17 protein-coding genes are annotated in these 18,099 nt (G+C 58.5%); 9 read left to right on the top strand and 8 right to left on the bottom strand.

The window, feature by feature from the left end:
- Positions 1 to 33: 33 nt before the first annotated feature.
- The 5 genes from DM826_RS05350 to mobB form a co-directional block, all read right to left on the bottom strand.
- Positions 34 to 258: a DUF7543 family protein gene (locus DM826_RS05350; protein WP_120102289.1), complete on the bottom strand. Its 225-nt coding sequence runs from the start codon at positions 256 to 258 to the stop codon at positions 34 to 36.
- Positions 259 to 364: 106 nt separating this feature from the next.
- Positions 365 to 1,099, bottom strand: coding sequence for an archaeal proteasome endopeptidase complex subunit alpha (gene psmA, locus DM826_RS05345; protein ID WP_120102287.1), 735 nt, complete (start codon positions 1,097 to 1,099; stop codon positions 365 to 367).
- Between the two features lies 1 nt (position 1,100).
- Entirely contained in the window at positions 1,101 to 1,580 is a 480-nt protein-coding gene (locus DM826_RS05340) for an Rpp14/Pop5 family protein (RefSeq protein WP_120102285.1), read from the bottom strand.
- Positions 1,577 to 2,266 (bottom strand): RNase P subunit p30 family protein, encoded by a 690-nt coding sequence (locus tag DM826_RS05335; protein ID WP_120102282.1) that lies wholly within the window; start codon positions 2,264 to 2,266, stop codon positions 1,577 to 1,579. The genes DM826_RS05340 and DM826_RS05335 overlap by 4 nt, the downstream gene beginning before the upstream one ends.
- A gap of 50 nt (positions 2,267 to 2,316) precedes the next feature.
- Positions 2,317 to 2,793: a molybdopterin-guanine dinucleotide biosynthesis protein B gene (mobB, locus tag DM826_RS05330; protein WP_120102279.1), complete on the bottom strand. Its 477-nt coding sequence runs from the start codon at positions 2,791 to 2,793 to the stop codon at positions 2,317 to 2,319.
- A gap of 107 nt (positions 2,794 to 2,900) precedes the next feature.
- Here mobB and DM826_RS05325 point away from each other — a divergent pair, with 107 nt between their 5' ends.
- Entirely contained in the window at positions 2,901 to 6,587 is a 3,687-nt protein-coding gene (locus DM826_RS05325) for a PAS domain S-box protein (protein ID WP_120102277.1), read from the top strand.
- Between the two features lie 29 nt (positions 6,588 to 6,616).
- On the opposite strand, the gene DM826_RS05320 is transcribed toward DM826_RS05325, so the two are convergent.
- Positions 6,617 to 7,960 carry an RNase J family beta-CASP ribonuclease gene (locus tag DM826_RS05320; protein WP_120102275.1) on the bottom strand — a complete coding sequence of 448 codons (1,344 nt, stop codon included), beginning with the start codon at positions 7,958 to 7,960 and terminating at the stop codon, positions 6,617 to 6,619.
- 522 nt (positions 7,961 to 8,482) lie between these two features.
- On the opposite strand from DM826_RS05320, the gene DM826_RS05315 reads away from it, so the two are divergent.
- From DM826_RS05315 to DM826_RS12805, 3 genes are all read left to right on the top strand, one after another.
- Positions 8,483 to 9,850, top strand: a complete 1,368-nt coding sequence (locus DM826_RS05315; RefSeq protein ID WP_120102273.1) for an outer membrane protein assembly factor BamB family protein — start codon at positions 8,483 to 8,485, stop codon at positions 9,848 to 9,850.
- Positions 9,851 to 10,168: 318 nt separating this feature from the next.
- Complete coding sequence (locus tag DM826_RS05310; protein ID WP_165853256.1) at positions 10,169 to 11,161, top strand: GLUG motif-containing protein; 993 nt, start codon at positions 10,169 to 10,171, stop codon at positions 11,159 to 11,161.
- A 144-nt stretch (positions 11,162 to 11,305) separates the two neighbouring features.
- Positions 11,306 to 11,659 (top strand): hypothetical protein, encoded by a 354-nt coding sequence (locus DM826_RS12805; RefSeq protein WP_133304638.1) that lies wholly within the window; start codon positions 11,306 to 11,308, stop codon positions 11,657 to 11,659.
- A gap of 68 nt (positions 11,660 to 11,727) precedes the next feature.
- Here the strand turns inward: DM826_RS12805 and DM826_RS05305 are convergent, their stop codons facing one another.
- The gene (locus DM826_RS05305) at positions 11,728 to 13,143 is read right to left on the bottom strand and encodes a PQQ-binding-like beta-propeller repeat protein (protein ID WP_120102268.1); all 1,416 of its coding nucleotides are present in this window, start codon (positions 13,141 to 13,143) and stop codon (positions 11,728 to 11,730) included.
- A 338-nt stretch (positions 13,144 to 13,481) separates the two neighbouring features.
- Between DM826_RS05305 and DM826_RS05300 the strand changes: the two genes are divergently transcribed.
- From DM826_RS05300 to DM826_RS05290, 3 genes are all read left to right on the top strand, one after another.
- On the top strand, positions 13,482 to 13,673 hold the full coding sequence (locus tag DM826_RS05300) for a DUF1922 domain-containing protein (RefSeq protein ID WP_120102266.1): 192 nt from the start codon (positions 13,482 to 13,484) through the stop codon (positions 13,671 to 13,673).
- A 539-nt stretch (positions 13,674 to 14,212) separates the two neighbouring features.
- Complete coding sequence (locus tag DM826_RS05295) at positions 14,213 to 15,145, top strand: thiamine-phosphate synthase family protein (protein WP_120102263.1); 933 nt, start codon at positions 14,213 to 14,215, stop codon at positions 15,143 to 15,145.
- A 38-nt stretch (positions 15,146 to 15,183) separates the two neighbouring features.
- Positions 15,184 to 15,447, top strand: a complete 264-nt coding sequence (locus DM826_RS05290) for a DUF7385 family protein (RefSeq protein WP_120102261.1) — start codon at positions 15,184 to 15,186, stop codon at positions 15,445 to 15,447.
- Here DM826_RS05290 and DM826_RS05285 read toward each other — a convergent pair whose 3' ends face one another.
- On the bottom strand, positions 15,448 to 15,957 hold the full coding sequence (locus DM826_RS05285; RefSeq protein WP_120102258.1) for a winged helix-turn-helix transcriptional regulator: 510 nt from the start codon (positions 15,955 to 15,957) through the stop codon (positions 15,448 to 15,450). It abuts the gene before it with no gap.
- 143 nt (positions 15,958 to 16,100) lie between these two features.
- Here DM826_RS05285 and DM826_RS05280 point away from each other — a divergent pair, with 143 nt between their 5' ends.
- Positions 16,101 to 16,478 (top strand): DUF7471 family protein, encoded by a 378-nt coding sequence (locus DM826_RS05280; protein ID WP_205738801.1) that lies wholly within the window; start codon positions 16,101 to 16,103, stop codon positions 16,476 to 16,478.
- Between the two features lie 24 nt (positions 16,479 to 16,502).
- Positions 16,503 to 18,029 carry a hypothetical protein gene (locus DM826_RS05275; RefSeq protein ID WP_120102253.1) on the top strand — a complete coding sequence of 509 codons (1,527 nt, stop codon included), beginning with the start codon at positions 16,503 to 16,505 and terminating at the stop codon, positions 18,027 to 18,029.
- Positions 18,030 to 18,099: the final 70 nt, after the last annotated feature.

The following is an 18,099-nucleotide window of genomic DNA, read 5'->3' as shown; positions in this document are numbered from 1 at the left end:
GGCGACAACGGCGACAAGTAAAACTCCCGGGAGTTAGGCAGGGGAATCGTTCCGCCACTCGGCGACCAACGCCTCGGCGGCCTCGCGGCTCTCGACGGTTTCGTAGGCGTAGGCCCGCCCAGCGTCGGCCTGATGCAACTGATCGTATCGCACCGCAAACTGGCCATCAGCGCGCTTGCGGAGGCGGATCGTGGCATGGCCGTCGTCGCGCTCCCATTCGGTGAACTCGTCGGTGTCGGTCGTCTGCTCGTAGTCCATACCGCAACGTGGTCGGCGGCTCCTTTCAGGATTCGCTTCGACGGCGACTCACACGGGAGCAGACAGCGAAAAACAACAGACGGTGAGCAAACGGAGCCGGGCGATATTAGTCGTCGGCTAACAGCTCGTGTTCAGCGAGGACGTCGTCAAGTTCGTCGAGTGAGTACTGGTGGTACTGTTCGGTGTCGACATCGATCGTCGCCAAGCCCAGGCCAGCAGCCTCGATTCCATCGTCGCTAACAGACGCCAGTGCGCGAAGCGCGAGTTCGATCCCCTCCTCCAGCGAGAGATCCGGCTCGTAGTGCTCCTCGAAGTAGTCCTGAATCGTATCCCGACTCTCGCCGATAGCGAGGGCCTCCCACTCGTAGGGTGTTCCCGAGGGGTCGGTCTCGAAGAGCCGCGGTTCACCGTTTTCGATCCCACCGACAACGAGGGCGACACCGAACGGGCGGGCTCCGCCGACCTGCGTGTATCGCTGGATGAAGTCGGTAACCGTCTTCGTCAACGTCTCAACGCCCATCACCTCGCCGAACCGGAGGCGGTTGACCTGTGCTTGTCGGCGGGCAAAATCGATGAGTTGGCGGGCGTCGGCAACGTGGCCCGCAGAGGCCATCCCGACGTGGTCGTCGGCCTTATGCAGCTTTTCGACGCTGGACGGCTCAAGGAGCGGCGAGTGACTCTGTTTGTCGGCGAGCAACACGACGCCCTCCGGCGTTCGGACGCCGATCGATGCCGACCCGCGTTTGACGGCTTCGCGGGCGTATTCGACTTGGTAGAGCCGGCCGTCCGGCGAGAAGATCGTGGTGCCACGGTCGTAGGCCTGCTGTTGTTGTCCCTGCATACTAGTGGAAATCGAGTTCCGTCGCCGCCACGAACCCCTCGGGCAGCGAGAGTTCGGCGACATCGTCACGGCGAATCGCCGGCCGTTGGTCGTCCGCAAACGCGACGGATTCCTCTGTCAAATCTGGGCTCCGGTCGCGTAAATAGCTTTCTTCACAGGCACGTACCGTCCCGGAGATCCCGCGAACGACAAGCCCAATCGAGTCACCGTCGACACTGTCGATACAGGCCAGAGCGGCTCGGGCGGCAGCCGTCTCCTCGCGGCGAGCGCGGACGATCGCCTCGCCGATACCGTCGGCGTACTCGAAGCCGAACACCGTCAGGTCGGCGTCGGCACTCCCGGCGTCGCCAAGCAGATTGCCGGCGGCATACCACAGCGCGCGCTGAAACGCCCCACGGTCGATGTCGGCGTCGGGTGCGGCCTCGATCTCGACAGCGAGATACCGCCACCGCGGCCGGATGTGTTTTGGAAGATGCTTCATTGCTCATATGGCCCCCGCCGAACGCCGGGTTCGATGAAGCGCTCATCGGCGCGCTCACGGTTGCGAGCGACGATCTCACCCCACGCGTCGAGGCCCGCGGTGAGCTGGTCGGGACTAAACCCGATCTGTTCGCCGACCGCCCGCAGCTCGCGTGGGGCACGAAGCTGCCGGTGGGAGTCGGCGGTCACGCTGACGACGAAGGGTACGTCGTACTGCTCGACGAGTTCACGAAGCTTCCGGAGCTCCTGGAGGGCCTGCACGCGGGGGCCGCCACTCGCTCGCAGCACCGGGCCAAAATCGAACTCCACGTGAACGCGGTGGGTCTTCGCGGCGCGAGCGAGCACATGATTAAAATCGCCGTCACCAACCATCGGGCGCGTTAACACGTCGATTCGGTCGGTTTCGACAGCGTATCTGTTGAGCACGTCGGTGCCGCCGCGAACGAGGAGAACGGAACACTCCGGGCGGTAGTTGCCGACCGCCCCCGCCGCGGATTGGGGATCGGCGGCGTCGACCTCGATCCCGCGGACGACCTCGATCCCGTAGCGGTCGCTGATCGCCTCGGCATCGAAGTCGGCTTCGCGGGTGCGGACGACAAGGCCGTCGTAGCCGTAGTCGGCGGCCGTCCGCGCCTGCCGGCTGACGGTGCTGTCACCCGCAGGATAGGCCGCGACCGCCTCGTACATGCGCCCGTGTTGGCGGCTGGGTGGTTTGGGCGTTCCGGTCGGGGCCGCGGTCACACCGAGTCGGCGTCGACGTCGACGAGCGTCCCCTCGATCATCGCGGTCGCAAGCGCCGCGACGTCGAAGGCCGTCGGCGGGCCGCGAGCGACGACCGGCGGAGCAACCGGGCGGTCGCCGACGACGAGTTTTGGGTAGGGTGCACTGTGGAAGCCCTCGATGAGAACGAACTCGTAGCCGGCCGCTCGGAGATCGTCGACTGTCGATTCCAGCAGATCGACCTCGCTGTCGGCGGCGTCCTTTCCACCGGGGGTGATCTCGAACGACAGCGACGGCGTCAGCCCGACGACCGTGTCGGCCCCGGCGGTGCGGTGGCGGTGGGTGTCCTTTCCGGGCGTGTCGATCTCGATGTCGTGGTGGATGGATTTGATCGTTCCGACCCGGCCGGCGTCGGCGAGTTCGGCGACCAGCGATTCCAGCAGCGTGGTCTTGCCGGCATCGCTGGGGCCGACGATACAGAGTGGGGGATGCATACCAAGGGTGGCACCCAGACTCCCAAAACCGCTGTGGCGAGAGATCAGCGGCCACCGATTCCCACCCGTGATATTCAGAGCGAAGTTTAACTACGTGACACGTGTAGATGGAGGGAAGCGACATGACCGGGCAGAATGCGGCCACCGAGACAACAGGAGCGCCACTCGCTGTCCTCGGGTATGCAGCAAGCGGTGCCGACGACGACCACGGAAGCCCCGACGTGTTCGATCACCTCGCCGCAACAGCGACCGTCGATCTCACCGTGATCACCGACCCCGAAGAACTCATAGCAGCCGCAAACGCGGCGGGCGTCGACTGCGTCGTCGTGCCCTACGGGGAATCCGAGGCAGCCGCGACCGCCTGTGAGCGCGTCGCCACTGACGCGGGTGCTCCCTGTGTGGCTTACTGTGAGTCGGCGACGGCACTGTCAGCGGCGCGTGATCGCGGCGTCGTCGACGCTCATCTCCGCCATGCAGCCACCGAAGACGACACGGTCGCCCTCCTGGATCGGCTTCGAGCAGTCAGTGAGCGAGAGTCGACCGATGAACAAGGCGCAAGCCACGAGGCGGCGACCAGCAACTCGACTGAGGCCGCCGCCCCCGACGATGCGACACCACCGGTGACAGACGCAGACACCGATCCGTTTGCTGCGCTCCACCGAACCCTGACCGAGACCAGCGGCACCTTCGAGGATCGCGTCGAGGCGATGCTCGATGTCGGCCAAACGTATCTTGGGATGGACGCCGGCATCGTCGCCTCGGTGAGCGACGACAGCTACCGCGTCGAGATCATCGACAGCGACGACGAACTGTTCGGCTCGATCCCCACCGGGACAGCGATCCCGCTGTCGGAGACCTACTGCGACCGGACGCTGGATCGGGAGGCGACCTACCGGATCGACAACGTCCACGTCGACGCCCCGGAGTTGACTGATCTCGCGGCCGCCGAGACCTACGGCAGCGTCCAGTATATCGGCACCCCGATCCAGATCGACGGCGCAACGTACGGAACGCTGTGTTTCCACGGCACCGACACCGACGGCCCATCGCTCACCGACGACGATCAACTGCTCGTTGAGTTTATGGCCCAGTTAGTGACCTACGAGCTCCAACACCACCTCCAGAAAGAGGAGCTTCGGGCGACACAGAACGAGCTTCAAGCGGTGTTCAGCCGGGTCGACGACGCCTTCTTCGCGCTTGATGACGACTGGCGATTTGTCTACGTCAACGATCGGGCGGAATCACTGCTCGGTATCGACGCTGAGGCGGTTGTCGGCGAGATCGTCTGGGATGCCTTCCCGGCCGCCAAGGGCAGCATCTTCGAGGAGCAATACACCCGCGCCGTCGACAGCCAGGAGTCGGTCTCCTTTGAGGCCCCCTTCGAGCCGCTGGATGCGTGGTTCGAGGTCACCGCCTACCCCGACGACGACGGGCTGTCAGTGTACTTTCGGGATGTCACCGACCGCAAACAGCGGCGTGACGAACTCGAACGCTACGAGCAGATCCTTGATACCGTCTCCGATGGCGTCTACGCGCTCAACGAGGACGAACAGTTCACCTACGTTAACGATGGACTGGCCGATCTCACCGGCTACGACCGCGAGGAGTTGGTTGGCTCCCATATCGGGATATTCAAAAGCGAATCAACCATCGAGAGTGCCCGCGAAGCGGTCACCGAGGCGTTCCACGAGCAACGAACCGGCGACGGTGACGGCGAAACCGAGATCGACCTCACCGTCGAGACCGCTGACGATCGGGAGGTGCCGTGTCAGGATCACATCGCACTGCTGCCGTTTGAGGAGGAGTTCCGCGGCAGTGTCGGGACGATCCGAGATGTGAGCGACCAGGTCGAACGCGAGGCAACGCTCAACGAACTGCTGACCAGAACTCAGGAGCTGATGGTCGCCGAAACGCCGGCGTCGGTCGCTGAAACGGTCGTTGAGACGGTGACCGAAGCCCTCGGCTTCGAGCGGGCGATGGTTCGGTGGTACGACGACGAGACCGAGCAGTTGGTGCCGGCAGCCACATCGGAACGGCTAGCAGCCGAAACCGACCCGCGTGAGCCGATCGCCCCCGGCGACGGGCTGGTCGGGAAGGCGTTTGCAAGTGGCGAGGCCACCGTCTGTGAGCCCGTCGGCGAAGGCACTGACGCCGGCGAGGCCGCAACGCTGTCGGCGGTGCCGATCGGCGAAACGGCCGTCCTCGTCGTTGGTGTCCCAGATCCCGAGGAGTGTTCCCAGCAGACACGACAGCTGATCCAACTGGTGACGACCAACGCCGAGGCCGCCTTCGCCCGTACCGACCGCCAACAGAGCCTGCGTCGCTACGAGTCGATCGTCGAAACCGTCCGGGAGATGCTGTGTGTCATCGACGCCGACGGCCGGTTTAAGCTGCTCACCGAGCCGCTGGCCGATCGCCTCGGTCACAGCCGGGCTGGGCTGCTCGGTGAGCCCGCCATCGAGTTCGTTGCCGACGAAGAACAACAGCGTGTGACCGATGCCTTCCAGGAACTCGGCGACGACGAAACGATCACCATCGATACGACGCTGACACCGAGCGACGGCGAATCGCTTCCGGTGACGATCGAGGCGGCTCGACTCACCCAAGCCGGTGGGGAGGGCGAGGTCATCATTACGATTCACGACCGCTCGGAGCTGTTGTCGGCCAAGCAGGCGGCCGCCGCCGAACGCGAGCGGTTCAGCTATCTGTTCGAGAATCTCACCGATCCGATCAACGAGATCGATATCGGGGGTCGAGAGCCGAGGGTCGAGACCGTCAACGGCGCGTTCCGGCGGCTGTTCGGCGAGCCGACGGTTGAGGGGGCGATCCCGGACAGCGAGACGCCACAGCCGCTGGCGATCGACGCCGACCGGATCGTCGACACCGACACGCCGGGGCAACGACAGGATGGCGACCGGGAGCTCAAACTGCGGACAGAGGATGGGATCCGATACTTCCTCTTCCGACAGGTGCCCTACGAACTCAACGATGAGCGCCGTCGCTTCGAGCTGTACACCGATATCACGACGCTCAAACAGCGGGAGCTTCAGCTGCAGGTGCTCCATCGCTTGCTGCGACACAATCTTCGAAACGATCTCAACGTGGTCTCCGGGTTCGCGGAGATCCTTGCGGCCGAACTTGAGGGAGAGCGACACCGCGATTTCGCCGACCGGATCGTCACAAACACCAGCGCGCTGATCGAGCTCAGCGAGACCGCAAAAACGATCGAGGCCGTTGCAGGCCATGGGAGTCTCGATCGCACCTCGGTCGAGTTGGGCGCGCTCTTGGAGCCGACAATCACGGACTACCAAGCCGACAATCCCGAGGCAACAGTCACGCTCTCGCAGTCGACACCGATCACGGTCGAGGCGGGCGACCACCTCGCAACCGCCGTCGGCGAACTAATCGAAAACGGGATCGAACACACCACGGCAGCGACCCCGAGCGTCGAGATTACCGTCGCGGCCGACGCAGACACGGCCTCGATCACCGTCAGCGACAACGGCGCGGGAGTGCCGGCCGCGGAGTGGGCGATCGTCACCGGCGACGCCGAGATCTCACAGCTGGAACACGGCAGCGGCCTCGGGCTGTGGCTCGTCCGCTGGGTGGTCGAAGGCTACGGCGGGACGCTTGATCGCCAGGTCGACGGCGACGGCGCGAGCGTCGTGATCGAACTGCCGCTCGTCGACACCAACAGCGAGGCTGACGCTACCGCGGTCGACAAGGATGATCTCGCTGTCGACAGTGAGAATGAGGGTGCTATCGCTGTCGACAGTGACGAAACAGCAGAATAACAGCGAGCCCTGGGGGAGAACTGCGGGCGTTACTCGGTCAGCTGGATGATGTTTCCGTTCCGGGTGAGATGGAGGTCGCGGCCGACCTCGTAGCCGAAGGCGTTGGCCGTGTTGACGTAGCCCGACAGCCCTTTCAGATCCTGGTGAGCCGGAATGACCTGCTGGGGCTGAAGTGCCTCAAGCATCTGGTAGTGACCCTCCTGGCTCAGGTGGCCGGAGACGTGGATGTCGTCGTAGATGCGGGCACCCTGCATTTTGAGGAGGCGTTCGGACTGATACCGGTTGCCCTCGTTGGTCGGCTCGGGGATGATGCCGGCCGAGAAGATCACCTTATCGCCGTTGTCGAAGTCGTAGTTGGTCTCGCCGCGGCCCATCCGGGTGAGCAGCGCGCGCGGCTCGCCCTGGTGGCCCGTCACGATCGGCAGGAAGTTTTCCTTGCCGTCCTCCATGATCCGTTCGAGGCTCTGGTCAATGGCGCGCCGGTGGCCATACATCTCGATGTTGTCCGGCAGCGCGACATCGAGATTGGTCGCAGTACCGGTGTATTTCTCCATCGAGCGACCCAGTAGAATCGGCTCGCGGCCGATCTCCTCGGCGAACTCAAGCAGACTCGACACGCGGGCGATGTGGCTCGCGAACGTCGTCGCCACCATCCCGCCGTCGTAATCTTCGAGGCTCAACATTGTGTCGTGGAGCTCTTTGCGGGCGACCGACTCCGAGGGGGTTCGGCCCTTCTGGTTGGCGTTCGTACAGTCCTCGATGTAACAGAGGACGCCGTCGCCCTCGCGGCCGATCTCGCGGAACCGTTTCATATCGATCGGGTCGCCGAGGACGGGGTCGTGATCGAGGCGTTTGTCCAGCCCGTAGACGATCGCGCCCTCCGGCGTGTGCAGCACCGGGTTGATGGCGTCGATCGTGGAGTGCGTCACGTTGACAAACTCCATCTGCACCTGATCGCTGATCCGCATCTGCTCGCCGGCGTTCATGACCTGCAGGTCGATGTCGACATCGAACTTGTCCTCGTCGGCGATCTGGTCGCGAACGAGTTCGATCGTGAACGGCGTGGCGACGACCGGCGCGTCGTAGCGGTGGGCGAGCTTCGGGATCGCGCCGATGTGGTCGAGGTGGCCGTGGGTGGGGACGATGGCCGTGACCTCGCCATCAAGCTCGCTCATGATGCGGTCGTCGGGGATCGCACCCATATCGATCAGATCGAGACTGTGCATGGTCTCGGTCTGGACGTTGTCGTGAATCAGTACCTGCGAGAGGTTGAGGCCCATATCGAAGACGACGATCTCGTCGTCCATCCGCACGGCCGTCATCTGTCGTCCAACCTCTTCGTAGCCGCCGACGGTTGCAATTTCGATTTCCATAGGTAGTCCAAACAAGAGCTGTTCCGCCGGTGGCGCGGGCGACGCCCGGCCGTGTCAAACCAGCGGAACCGTCCGCACCGCAGGGAGCGACAGCCGAAGCGAACGCACCGACGCACAGGGAACAGCGCGTTGGTTATCCGAATAGCTGGGCCCGAGATATAAATAGCCGATGACTTGTCGTCGACAACGAGCCCTGCGGCGACAATGACGGATGGCTCCTCCTGAAAACAGTGAAACAGCGGGATCTATCTCGAAGCTGGGAGATCACGCTGTGCAAGATATAGAGATTGTATGCAGCACAGCAACCTTTGCTTCGTATATTTCCCTACAAGTTATCCACTCAGTGAACTAGCGACACCGATTTTCAATCAGAAAGTTAGAATTCTGCATGAGGAGTCGTCGATGGTAACAATCGGACTCACTTACCCAGTTATCGAAAACGGTATTATATAAAACAAAAGCGTATCGACGATCTTACTTACATATCAATATGCTTTTATTGGTTAATTATTGTTATTGGCTATGCCGTTTGACTATGGTTGTTTTCAAGGAGATGAGTCCAGTGTTACTCGACGAACAGCACTCAAATTGAGTCTAACTGGTATTGTGGCGGCAAACGCTTTTACTGCCCCTGTAACCAGCCAACAAGATTCCAATGAAGAGTGGGTCTTTGAAACAGGAGACAGCGTGCAATCATCACCAACCGTTGTAAATGAGACAGTCTATGTTGGAAGCGATGACAACTCACTCTACGCAATTGATGCTTCAACTGGGACTGAAAAGTGGGCATTTGAAACCAATGGCCGTGTTGTTTCGTCACCAACAGTTGTCGATGGAGTGGTTTTCGTCGGCAGTTTAGATAATTTCGTCTATGCGATTGATATGACTACAGGTGAGGAACTCTGGAAGTTCGAGGGGAATTCGTCGATTAAATCCTCACCAACGGTGGTTAATGGAACTGTGTTTGTTGGGGAAAACTATAACAATCTATATGCTCTCAATGCTGAAACGGGTGAACAAAAATGGGCTTACGATACCGCAACTCGTGTAGAATCTTCTCCAACTGTAGTTGATGGGACGGTTTTTGTGGGTAATCACAATGATAAAATATTCGCATTTGATGCTGAAACTGGAGACAAACTGTGGGATTATCGCACCGGATTTTATATCAAATCTTCTCCTACCGTCGTCGACGACACGGTTTTCATCGGCAGTGATGATGGCTCTTTGTCTGCTCTGAATACCGAAGATGGAACAGAACGATGGGTTTTCTCAAATGCGGCTGATTTTGGTCCGGGTTCTGAGATCGAATCATCTCCCACAGTATCTGATGGGACAGTCTTTGTCGGCAGTACTAATAGTACGTTTTATGCTGTAGATGCAGAAAGTGGTGAAGAAGTATGGACATTCGAAACAAACGATGGGATTCAATCATCGCCAACCACTGTCGGGAATACTGTCTTCGTAGGAAGTAATGACAACAATCTGTATGCACTCGATGCTGACACAGGAACTGAACAGTGGGTCTTTGAGACAGATGGCGAAATATATTCTTCCCCAACGGTCATAGATGGAACCATCTTCGTTGGTAGTGGTGATGGAAATCTCTATGCGATTACTACTACTAACGAGGGCTCCAGTGATGGATCTCGCACTACGCTTGGAACGCTTGGGCATCACGCAAATTGGGAGTATGCCGATCAAGAGCTCGATATTCAACTTCCTGAAGAACAAAGTAGTACTGACCCGACGGAGGCACAAGACACTCAAGACCAATCCAGTGAAACCCAGAATAACGAAACGCTACCTTGGCTCGGAATTGGTGGAGCGATCGCCACACTTGGTGGGGCTGGTTACATGCTCAACCGACGACGACAATCGGATGATTGAGAGCCCCGACTCACACTAATTATTTCTGGTGAGGCTGTGTGAAACTGGACACACGATCTTGCCGAAATACAACTCGACCCGCCAACGGTGGAACCGCCCCGAATCGCTGTTGGCAAGATACAAACCGAGGTTACTGGCGAAGCAAAATGTCTCTCCTCAGCCATTGACACGGACTTGAAGTGCATCCTCGACATCGGTGTGTACAGCTGCCGCGGGACTGCCCCGAGTCGATTGCAAAGTTGTTTTCAAATGGTAAATTAAATTCATGTTATGGGTAACGGAAGACAAAATCTACTAAAACCGGGTCGGCGAGGAGTCGTGAAGACGATTGGTACGATTGGGATCGTAGGAGGCCTCGGAACTGGGACAGTTAATGCCCAATCAGAAACACAACAAATCACCGATTGGAATGATCTCCATGCGATACGGGATGGTCTCGACGGTGAATATATATTGACCACCGATCTTGACGAGAGCACTGCCGGATATGAGGAGTACGTCGCTGATCCCGAAACTGGGTTCGAACCGATTGGGAAAACTCAGACAGAGTTCACCGGAACATTCGACGGCCAAGGAAATGAAATTCGAGACTTAGTAATCGAAAAACCAGATAGCGAACTCGTCGGTCTGTTCGGGTTAGCTGGTGACGGGGCAATTATAGAAAATATCACACTTGTCGATGTCGAAATCACTGGCGATTACGATGTCGGAGCTCTCATCGGTGGTAGCAATGGTACTATTAACACCTCAGCGGTTACTGGTGCCGTTTCTGGCAGGCGTAATGTCGGTGGTATTGTTGGCAGAAATAGGAAGGCCATAATAAGAGACTCAGCAGCTGGTGTCACGATCACTGGTGAATCAAATGTCGGCGGGCTTGTAGGCAAAAACGATAATAAAATCAGAAATTCGTGGGCTACTGGTAAGGTCACTGGCGAATCAAGTGTTGGTGGTCTTGTTGGACTCCTCAATTATACAGGTTTCACGCCGGGGACGATAATAGAGTCATGGGCCAGTGGTGATGTTGACGGAGACAGTGCCGTTGGCGGTCTTGTGGGTGATAGCTTCCATAACGATTTGAACGGTGAAATTATGAAGTCAGCAGCAAGCGGTGCGATAACTGGTGAATCTGAGGTCGGGGGGCTTATCGGCTCAATTGGTGCCAGTACAATAATTACAAATTCTGTGGCTCTTGGTCAGGTCACTGGTACGGAATATGTGGGCGGCTTTGCTGGATATAACAGAAATACAATACGCACCTCCTTCTCGTGTGGTAACGTCACTGGAGACCAACAGATTGGCGGGTTCATATGAAGTAATTCTGGGCAGGTAACAGCGAGCTACTGGGACTCAACCGTCAATGATCAATCTGAAAGTATTGGTCGACAGAATGGCGACAGTAACGATATTACTGGGTTGACAACTACAAAAATGCAGGGTGAAGGGGCCGAGGACAATATGTCGGCACTTGATTTCGACGGGACATGGGAGGTCGTTACGGATCCGGCTGACTATCCCGTGTTATCGGTCTTAATGGATAACAGAGAAATTCAATACCTACAAGATCAATCCTATATGGACGATGAATCAACCGAACAGCAAGCAGATGATAACAGTCAATCTTCCGGGCTAGATTCAGAGGAACTCAACGGGTCAGGAAATCAGCGATCTGGGACTGTAAATGAGTCCACCCAACAGGAGGCAACAGATGATACATCTAGTGACTCAACCCCTGGATTCGTAATAACAGGTAGTATTGCTGCAATCGGTGCTGCTGGTTACGTACTTAAACGGCAGCTGAATAGAGACTAGATTGCCAACGACACTCGCACTCGTATGCAATCCAATCAGATTGTCAGGTGTATGCCGTTGGATTGGTGTCAGTTTTCTTCGGTATCGTTTGATTCTGTATCGTCTGATCGACGCCAGCGGCGGTAAGCATATATCCCTACTCCAATGGTTCCACCTCCGGCTGCGATTACTGCAGGTGTGGGCACCCCAGATAAGGAAAGACTTTCAGGTAATCCCAAATTTTCGAGTGTAGTTGTTGCCTGACCAGCATTTTTTCGGTCACCGTGATGACCAAGTGTTCCTAACTTCGCACGAGACCCATCACTAGAACCGGTAACGTCCGTATCCACCGCAACTAGCTTTCCACCTTCGATATTGCCGTCAGTATCATTACTACTACCAATAAAGAGCGTCCCGTTGGCCACTGTCGGCGACGAAAAATCAATTCCTATGTTCAAACTCCATTTCGGTTCGCCTGTCTCGAGATCTAGTGCGCCTATGATGCCGTCATCACTAGTTTCAGCCAGTGTCAAGCTATTAGGCTCGTTGTCGGCAGCTATGAAGAGAGTCCCATCGGCCACTGTTGGCGACGAACGAACAGGATATGGGACATATGAAACCCACTCCTCTTGACCTGTCTCCGCATCCAATGCATAGAATCTTTCATCTCCACTACCGAAAAAGACTACATTATCAGATACGGTCGGCGAACAGTCAACAACTCCCCCAGTCTCGAAAGCCCACTCCTCTTGGCCTGTCTCTGTATCGACGGCGTAGAGATTATTATCTCTACTCCCGACAAAGACGGTTCCATTAGCTACGGTGGGTGACGAATAAACGCTATCACCGGTCTCAAAAACCCACTGCTGATCACCTGTTTCAGCATCCACCGCATACAAATTATTATCACCACTTCCAACGAAGACTGTCCCGCTACTCACTGTAGGTGAGGAAGCAATGTCGGTCTCAAAAACCCACTCTTGATCGCCTGTTTCAGCATCCACCGCATACAGATTATTATAACTCCCAATGAAGACTGTACCTTCAAACACCGTGGGGGATGAACCAATACCGTGAGCATCGAAGACCCACTCTTTTCGGCCAGTTTCAGTATCTAAGGCATACAGGTTGTCGTCGAAACTACCAAAAAATACTCTTCCATCGGCTACCGTTGCCGACGAGTCAAACCCTTGTCCAGCTTCAAAACTCCACTCCTCTTGGCCTGTCTCTGCGTTCACCGCGTAGAAACTCCCACTCTTGAACGAACTCTCACTATGGTACGCACTCCCATTGCACCCAACAAAGACAGTCCCATCAACTATCGTCGGCGATGATTCAATACTACCTTCAGTTTCGAAAGACCACAGTTGGGTACCGGGATCAGCAGCAGCAGCCGTATTGGAGGACACAATACTGGTAACACCGAGCGCAGTAAGACCCCCGACCCCCCGCAAAGCCCGCCGTCTACTGATTTTCGAATAGTTCTCCGTTGAATCATTTTTCATATCTAATCATACTGTTACTAAGCTAATTAACCATTGGTATAGAGTGCTGTATTCATCGCTCGTACGTAGCGATACGTGAGTCCACTGTATTGACCGACACAGCCAACTGGTTTTCAAAAAAGCTTCTGTGCAAGATATGCGCGCTCCATCTTGCACGCTAATTAGTCACAATATCGCTTATCTGACCCTTGTTGCTCAGCTAGGCAAGAGCCTCAAGAGGATGTGAGCGCGATTCAGACGCGTTTGCTATCGACGTTTCCGCCCTCGGCTCAGGTGACATAAGCAGCTTGGTAGACAAGCGCATAGTCTCATCCCTGTGAACGGTTAGTGGTACTAGTATGGGAACAGAACAGCCACAATCCGAAGCCGATCCCGAATCTGCGGCGACGACGATCCACGTACAGTGCGGCTGTGGCAGGTGGCTCGACGCAGATACACAACACAAACGGGTGAGCTGTGAGTGCGGGAGGGTGCTGGCAGTTACTGAAACCGATGAAGGCGAGACAGTAGCCCCGATACTGGTTGAGTAGCCACCTATCAGTTTCAGAGGTTCATCGCGCAAACTAGTGGCTCGACTGCTGATTCTCCACACCCGCTTGTGAATCGATGCCAGTCTGTCGGGTATGCGGTTGTATGAGGCCTGACAAGCAGGATTGACGATTTACTGGGAGCTGTGTGTCGGTACCGTATCCATGTTGACATCGCCAGCAGTCCACCGACGAAGAGCAGTCGCTATCGGAGTTACCTGAAAGGCCACGGTGGAACGGTGGCCAGTGATCCAGACGGTGTGATGACTATGATACGTCCCGCGTAGACAGTATGGGGTGTCTGTGTCGCGGAACATGTAGTAATACCCCTCGGACAGGAATATTGTATTGCGTGGTGTGACAGGTGCGTTATACGCGGTCTCGACACCCAGACAGAGTGAACGGTACCAAGATTCGGATCGGACACAACCACAGCAACAGACATCGACGCCATGTCATGATCGCCAAAGCTACATACGCCGTTGCCCGGAATGGTTAGCTATGATACGCAGAGATGACGCCGATCGGCGGGTGGGGCCGCCGTGACGCTGCAGCTGCCCAGCGAGATCGTCGTCGAGCGGTTTCTGCCGACCGCCCGCGCGATGTTGGCAAGAGAACTCGCCGCTGAGGGCTGCTCCCAGCAGACGATCGCCGACAAGCTCGGCCTCTCACAGGCGGCCGTCAGCAAGTATCTCAGCGGCGAGCAGTCCGGCGACCCGCGGTTCGCCGACAACGCCGAGATGCAGGCGACCATCGAGTATATCGCCAGCGGCTTCGCCGACGGCAGCGTCGATGAGTACGAGGCCCTCGCCGAGCTGCTCGAACTGATCGAATCCTTCGAGGATCGCGGCCCGATCTGTGCAGTGCACGAGGAGGAGATGCCAGCCCTCCAAGGACTGGGCTGTGATCTCTGTGTGCGCGGTCAGGATCCCCGCGTCGAAACCGAACGCGAGGTGTTGCGAAACGTCCGGGGCGCGGTGCGAACGTTTGCCAACACGGCGGCGGTCGTCGACCACATCCCAAACGTCGGCACCAACATCGCCATGGCGATGCCCGACGCTGAGGGAACAACAGATGTGGCGGCCGTCCCAGGCCGGATTCACGCCATGGGTGGGCAGGCGAACGTCCCAGCCGACCCAGAGTTCGGCGCCTCGGAACACGTTGCGACCACTGTGTTGGCGATGGGCACCGTCGCCCCCGAGCGACGGGGCGCGCTCAACCTCAAAACGAGTGACGCGCTGTTGGATGCCCTCACCGCGGCCGGGCTGTCGACAGCCGAATTTGAGGCCGGCTACGAGGATCGATACGAGCGACTCACCGATCTGTTAGCGTCGACGGAGCCGACCCCCGAGGTGCTCTACCACGAGGGGGCCTTCGGGATCGAACCGATCACCTACGTCTTCGGCGACGACGCGACCGATGCGGTGACGACGCTACGTGCGGTGGTAACAGCAACTCCCGATTCATCGGAGTGAGCGGAGTCTTTATTTTCGCGGCCGTGGCTAGTACTCGCATGGACAGTGAGCCCGCCGATCCAGACGATCCGTCCGACGAACCACTGACCGAACTCGTCAACTACCTCACGCCGCGGCGGGACAACGAGATGATCGCCACCTACCAGAACACCACCGCGATCGCCTGTCCCGTCTGTGAGGAGCCCTTCGATTACCTCATCGCCTCAAAAGGCCCCGAGAGCAGTCTGTCGTTGGATGAGGTGATGGATCTCTGTGTCTCCGTCAGCGACGACGATCGGGCGTTCCTCTTTACCCACGAGTAGTCAGCCGACCAGGGCGTCGTCGACAAGGCGTTCGAACCGATCGACAAACCGACTCGGCAGCGACGGCGAGACAGTGCGAGCAAGGTCGGCGAGTCGCTCCGGGCGACGCGGGGTGACGCGAACCTCGCCGTCGACGGTCTCAGTTTCGATCAGGTCGGCGTCCTCAAGATTTGAGAGATGCCACGAGAGCGTGCTGCGGGCGATCCCGATCTCGTCGGTGAGTGCTGGGGCGGATTGCGTCCCGGTTTCCAGCAGTGTCAGGAGAATCTCGCGGGCCGTCTCCCGGCGCAGCAATGCGAGGGCGCGTTGCTCCCAAGGCTCGTAGCCGGCAGGATAGTAGTGGGTGCGTCCCACAAGTGACTGGGAGTCGATCGCGTCATCATTCATCAGCCGGCGGAGGTGATACTGTGTCTGTCCGGTTGCGATGTCGAGGGCCCGGCCGATCTCATTGAAGTGGACGCCGGGATGCTCGGTGACGTGGGTTTTGATCTGCTCCCGCGTGGTTGTCATGGGTGTGTTCGCCTCACAACACTGTAGTTGGTACGACTACAAGTATACCAGATAGCTTCCCACTGAGTGAGAACAGCGATCGCCACCAACATTTCATGATCCAGCCACAACCGATTTGAAGACAGCAACGGTAAACGACCCTAATGGGTTGGATACCGGTGGGTGTGTCGCCTGCATCGACCCCGTCGCTGGCGTCGCCACCGCTGTTGCATGCTGGTAGTGGCGAGCAGGTGCTCTCGTGGGTCTTGCTCACCGCCGCAGGGGTGACGACCGTGCTGTTCGGACTGAGTCTGATCGTCGCATACCGCCGTCGAAGCCGCCGGTACTTCCTTGTGAGTGCGACGCTAGCGGCGTTGCTCTCCCGATCGATCGCCGGATTGCTGACCCTTCGCGGACTGCTGTCGCCCGGCAGCCATCATTTTCTCGAACACGGGCTTGACGCCCTGATCGCCATCCTGCTGTTGGCAGCAGTCTACGATAGCACGACAACGACGAGCGCGGAGCGGCGACCAAACACCTAACAGTCGAGCCACGAACCACCGGGTATGGACGACCGGGCGATGGTTCGACAGGCACTTGCTGCCGACACCCGCGAGACGTTCGACCGGCGGGTAGACGAGCAGGCGGCGGCGCTCCGGGCGGCGATCCACGATGGCGACTTCGATGGCGAGGGGTTCGCAGTCGGGCTTGAGGTGGAATGCTACGCCGTCGATGATGACGGAAAGCTAACAACGGTGCCCGAAACGCTGTTTGCGACTTCGGGTCGCACCCGGGAGATCGGCCGGCACAACATCGAACTCAACAGCACACCACAGCCATTCGATCCCGCAGGACTCACCGCACAGGCCACCGAGTTGCGGACAGCTATCGACGACATTCGCGACGAGGCGGCCGCTGGCGACGCCGACCATCAAATTATACTCGATGGGATGTGGACGATCCCACCGATCGAAGGGAGTCAAGCGTATCTTGGCGCTGTCAGCGAAGACGACGGACTGGTTATTGCTGAGAATATGCAGCCAAAGCCACGGTACCAGGCGATCGATAACGCACTCATCGAGCAGGCTGGCGGTACAATCCCGCTGTCCGTCCCCGGCACCGACGCGTCATTTCCAACAATCCTCGTCGAATCGCTGACGACCTCGATCCAGCCGCATCTTCAGATTCCCGCGGCGGCAGCGTTTCCAGCGTATTTCAACGCCGCCATCCGGACGCTCGGGCCGGTAGTGGCACTGGCAACCAACTCACCGTTTCTCCCAGCCGATCTGTACACCGCGGTCGACGACCCCGAGGAACTGATCGAAACCACACCACACGAACTCCGGGTGCCGGTCTTCGAGGGAACAGTCAACAGTGCCGGCTATCAGAAGGCCGGCTGTCCAGCCGATATTGACACACCGACCGACATCATCGATCGCGTTGTCGACGACTGGACATGTGGGCCGTTTCTCCACGAATGGGAGCATACGACCCGTGATGACCCCTACTGGGAGTTTCAACACAAATACGGCACCTACTGGCGGTGGGTGCGTGGGATCGTTGGCGACGACGCCAGCACGCAGACCGGCGAGAGTTCGGCCAGCGAGGGGACGCTTCGGATCGAATACCGCCCGCTGCCAACACAACCGACCGTCGAGGACACCCTCGCGCTGCACTGGCTGGTCGTCGGCCTGCTGCGCGGACTCGTTGCCGCCGACCACCCACTGACGACGTTGCAGTGGGACGCGGCAGAAACCAGCTTCTACGATGCGGTTGACAATGGGCTCGATGCCGAGTTACACTGGGTGACCGCCGACGGCGAGAAAACGACCGACCACGATGTGATCTACAGTGAGGTATTCACACTCGCCGAGCGTGGGCTTCGCGAACAGGGGCTCAGCGATACCGAGGCCGCCGACCGCATCGCACCGATTCGGGCTCGCTGGGAGCAACAGATGACACCGAGCCAGTGGAAAAAAACACAGGTGGCGGACGCACTATCAGACGGCGCGTCGCTGGCCGCGGCGATTACCGAAATGCAGACGACGTACAACCGGCTGTCTCACCAACACGACTCGTTTGCAACGTGGTGAGGGCAACGAGTAGCCGCATGGTGACGGCGACCCGTCTGCAGCAACGGTCGCCAACCGAACTTACTTGACG

The organism is Halonotius aquaticus (genome assembly GCF_003605575.1).
GTDB lineage: Archaea > Halobacteriota > Halobacteria > Halobacteriales > Haloferacaceae > Halonotius > Halonotius aquaticus.
Note: the sequence above shows the minus strand (reverse complement) of the source record. Positions and strands in the feature narration are given on the sequence as shown.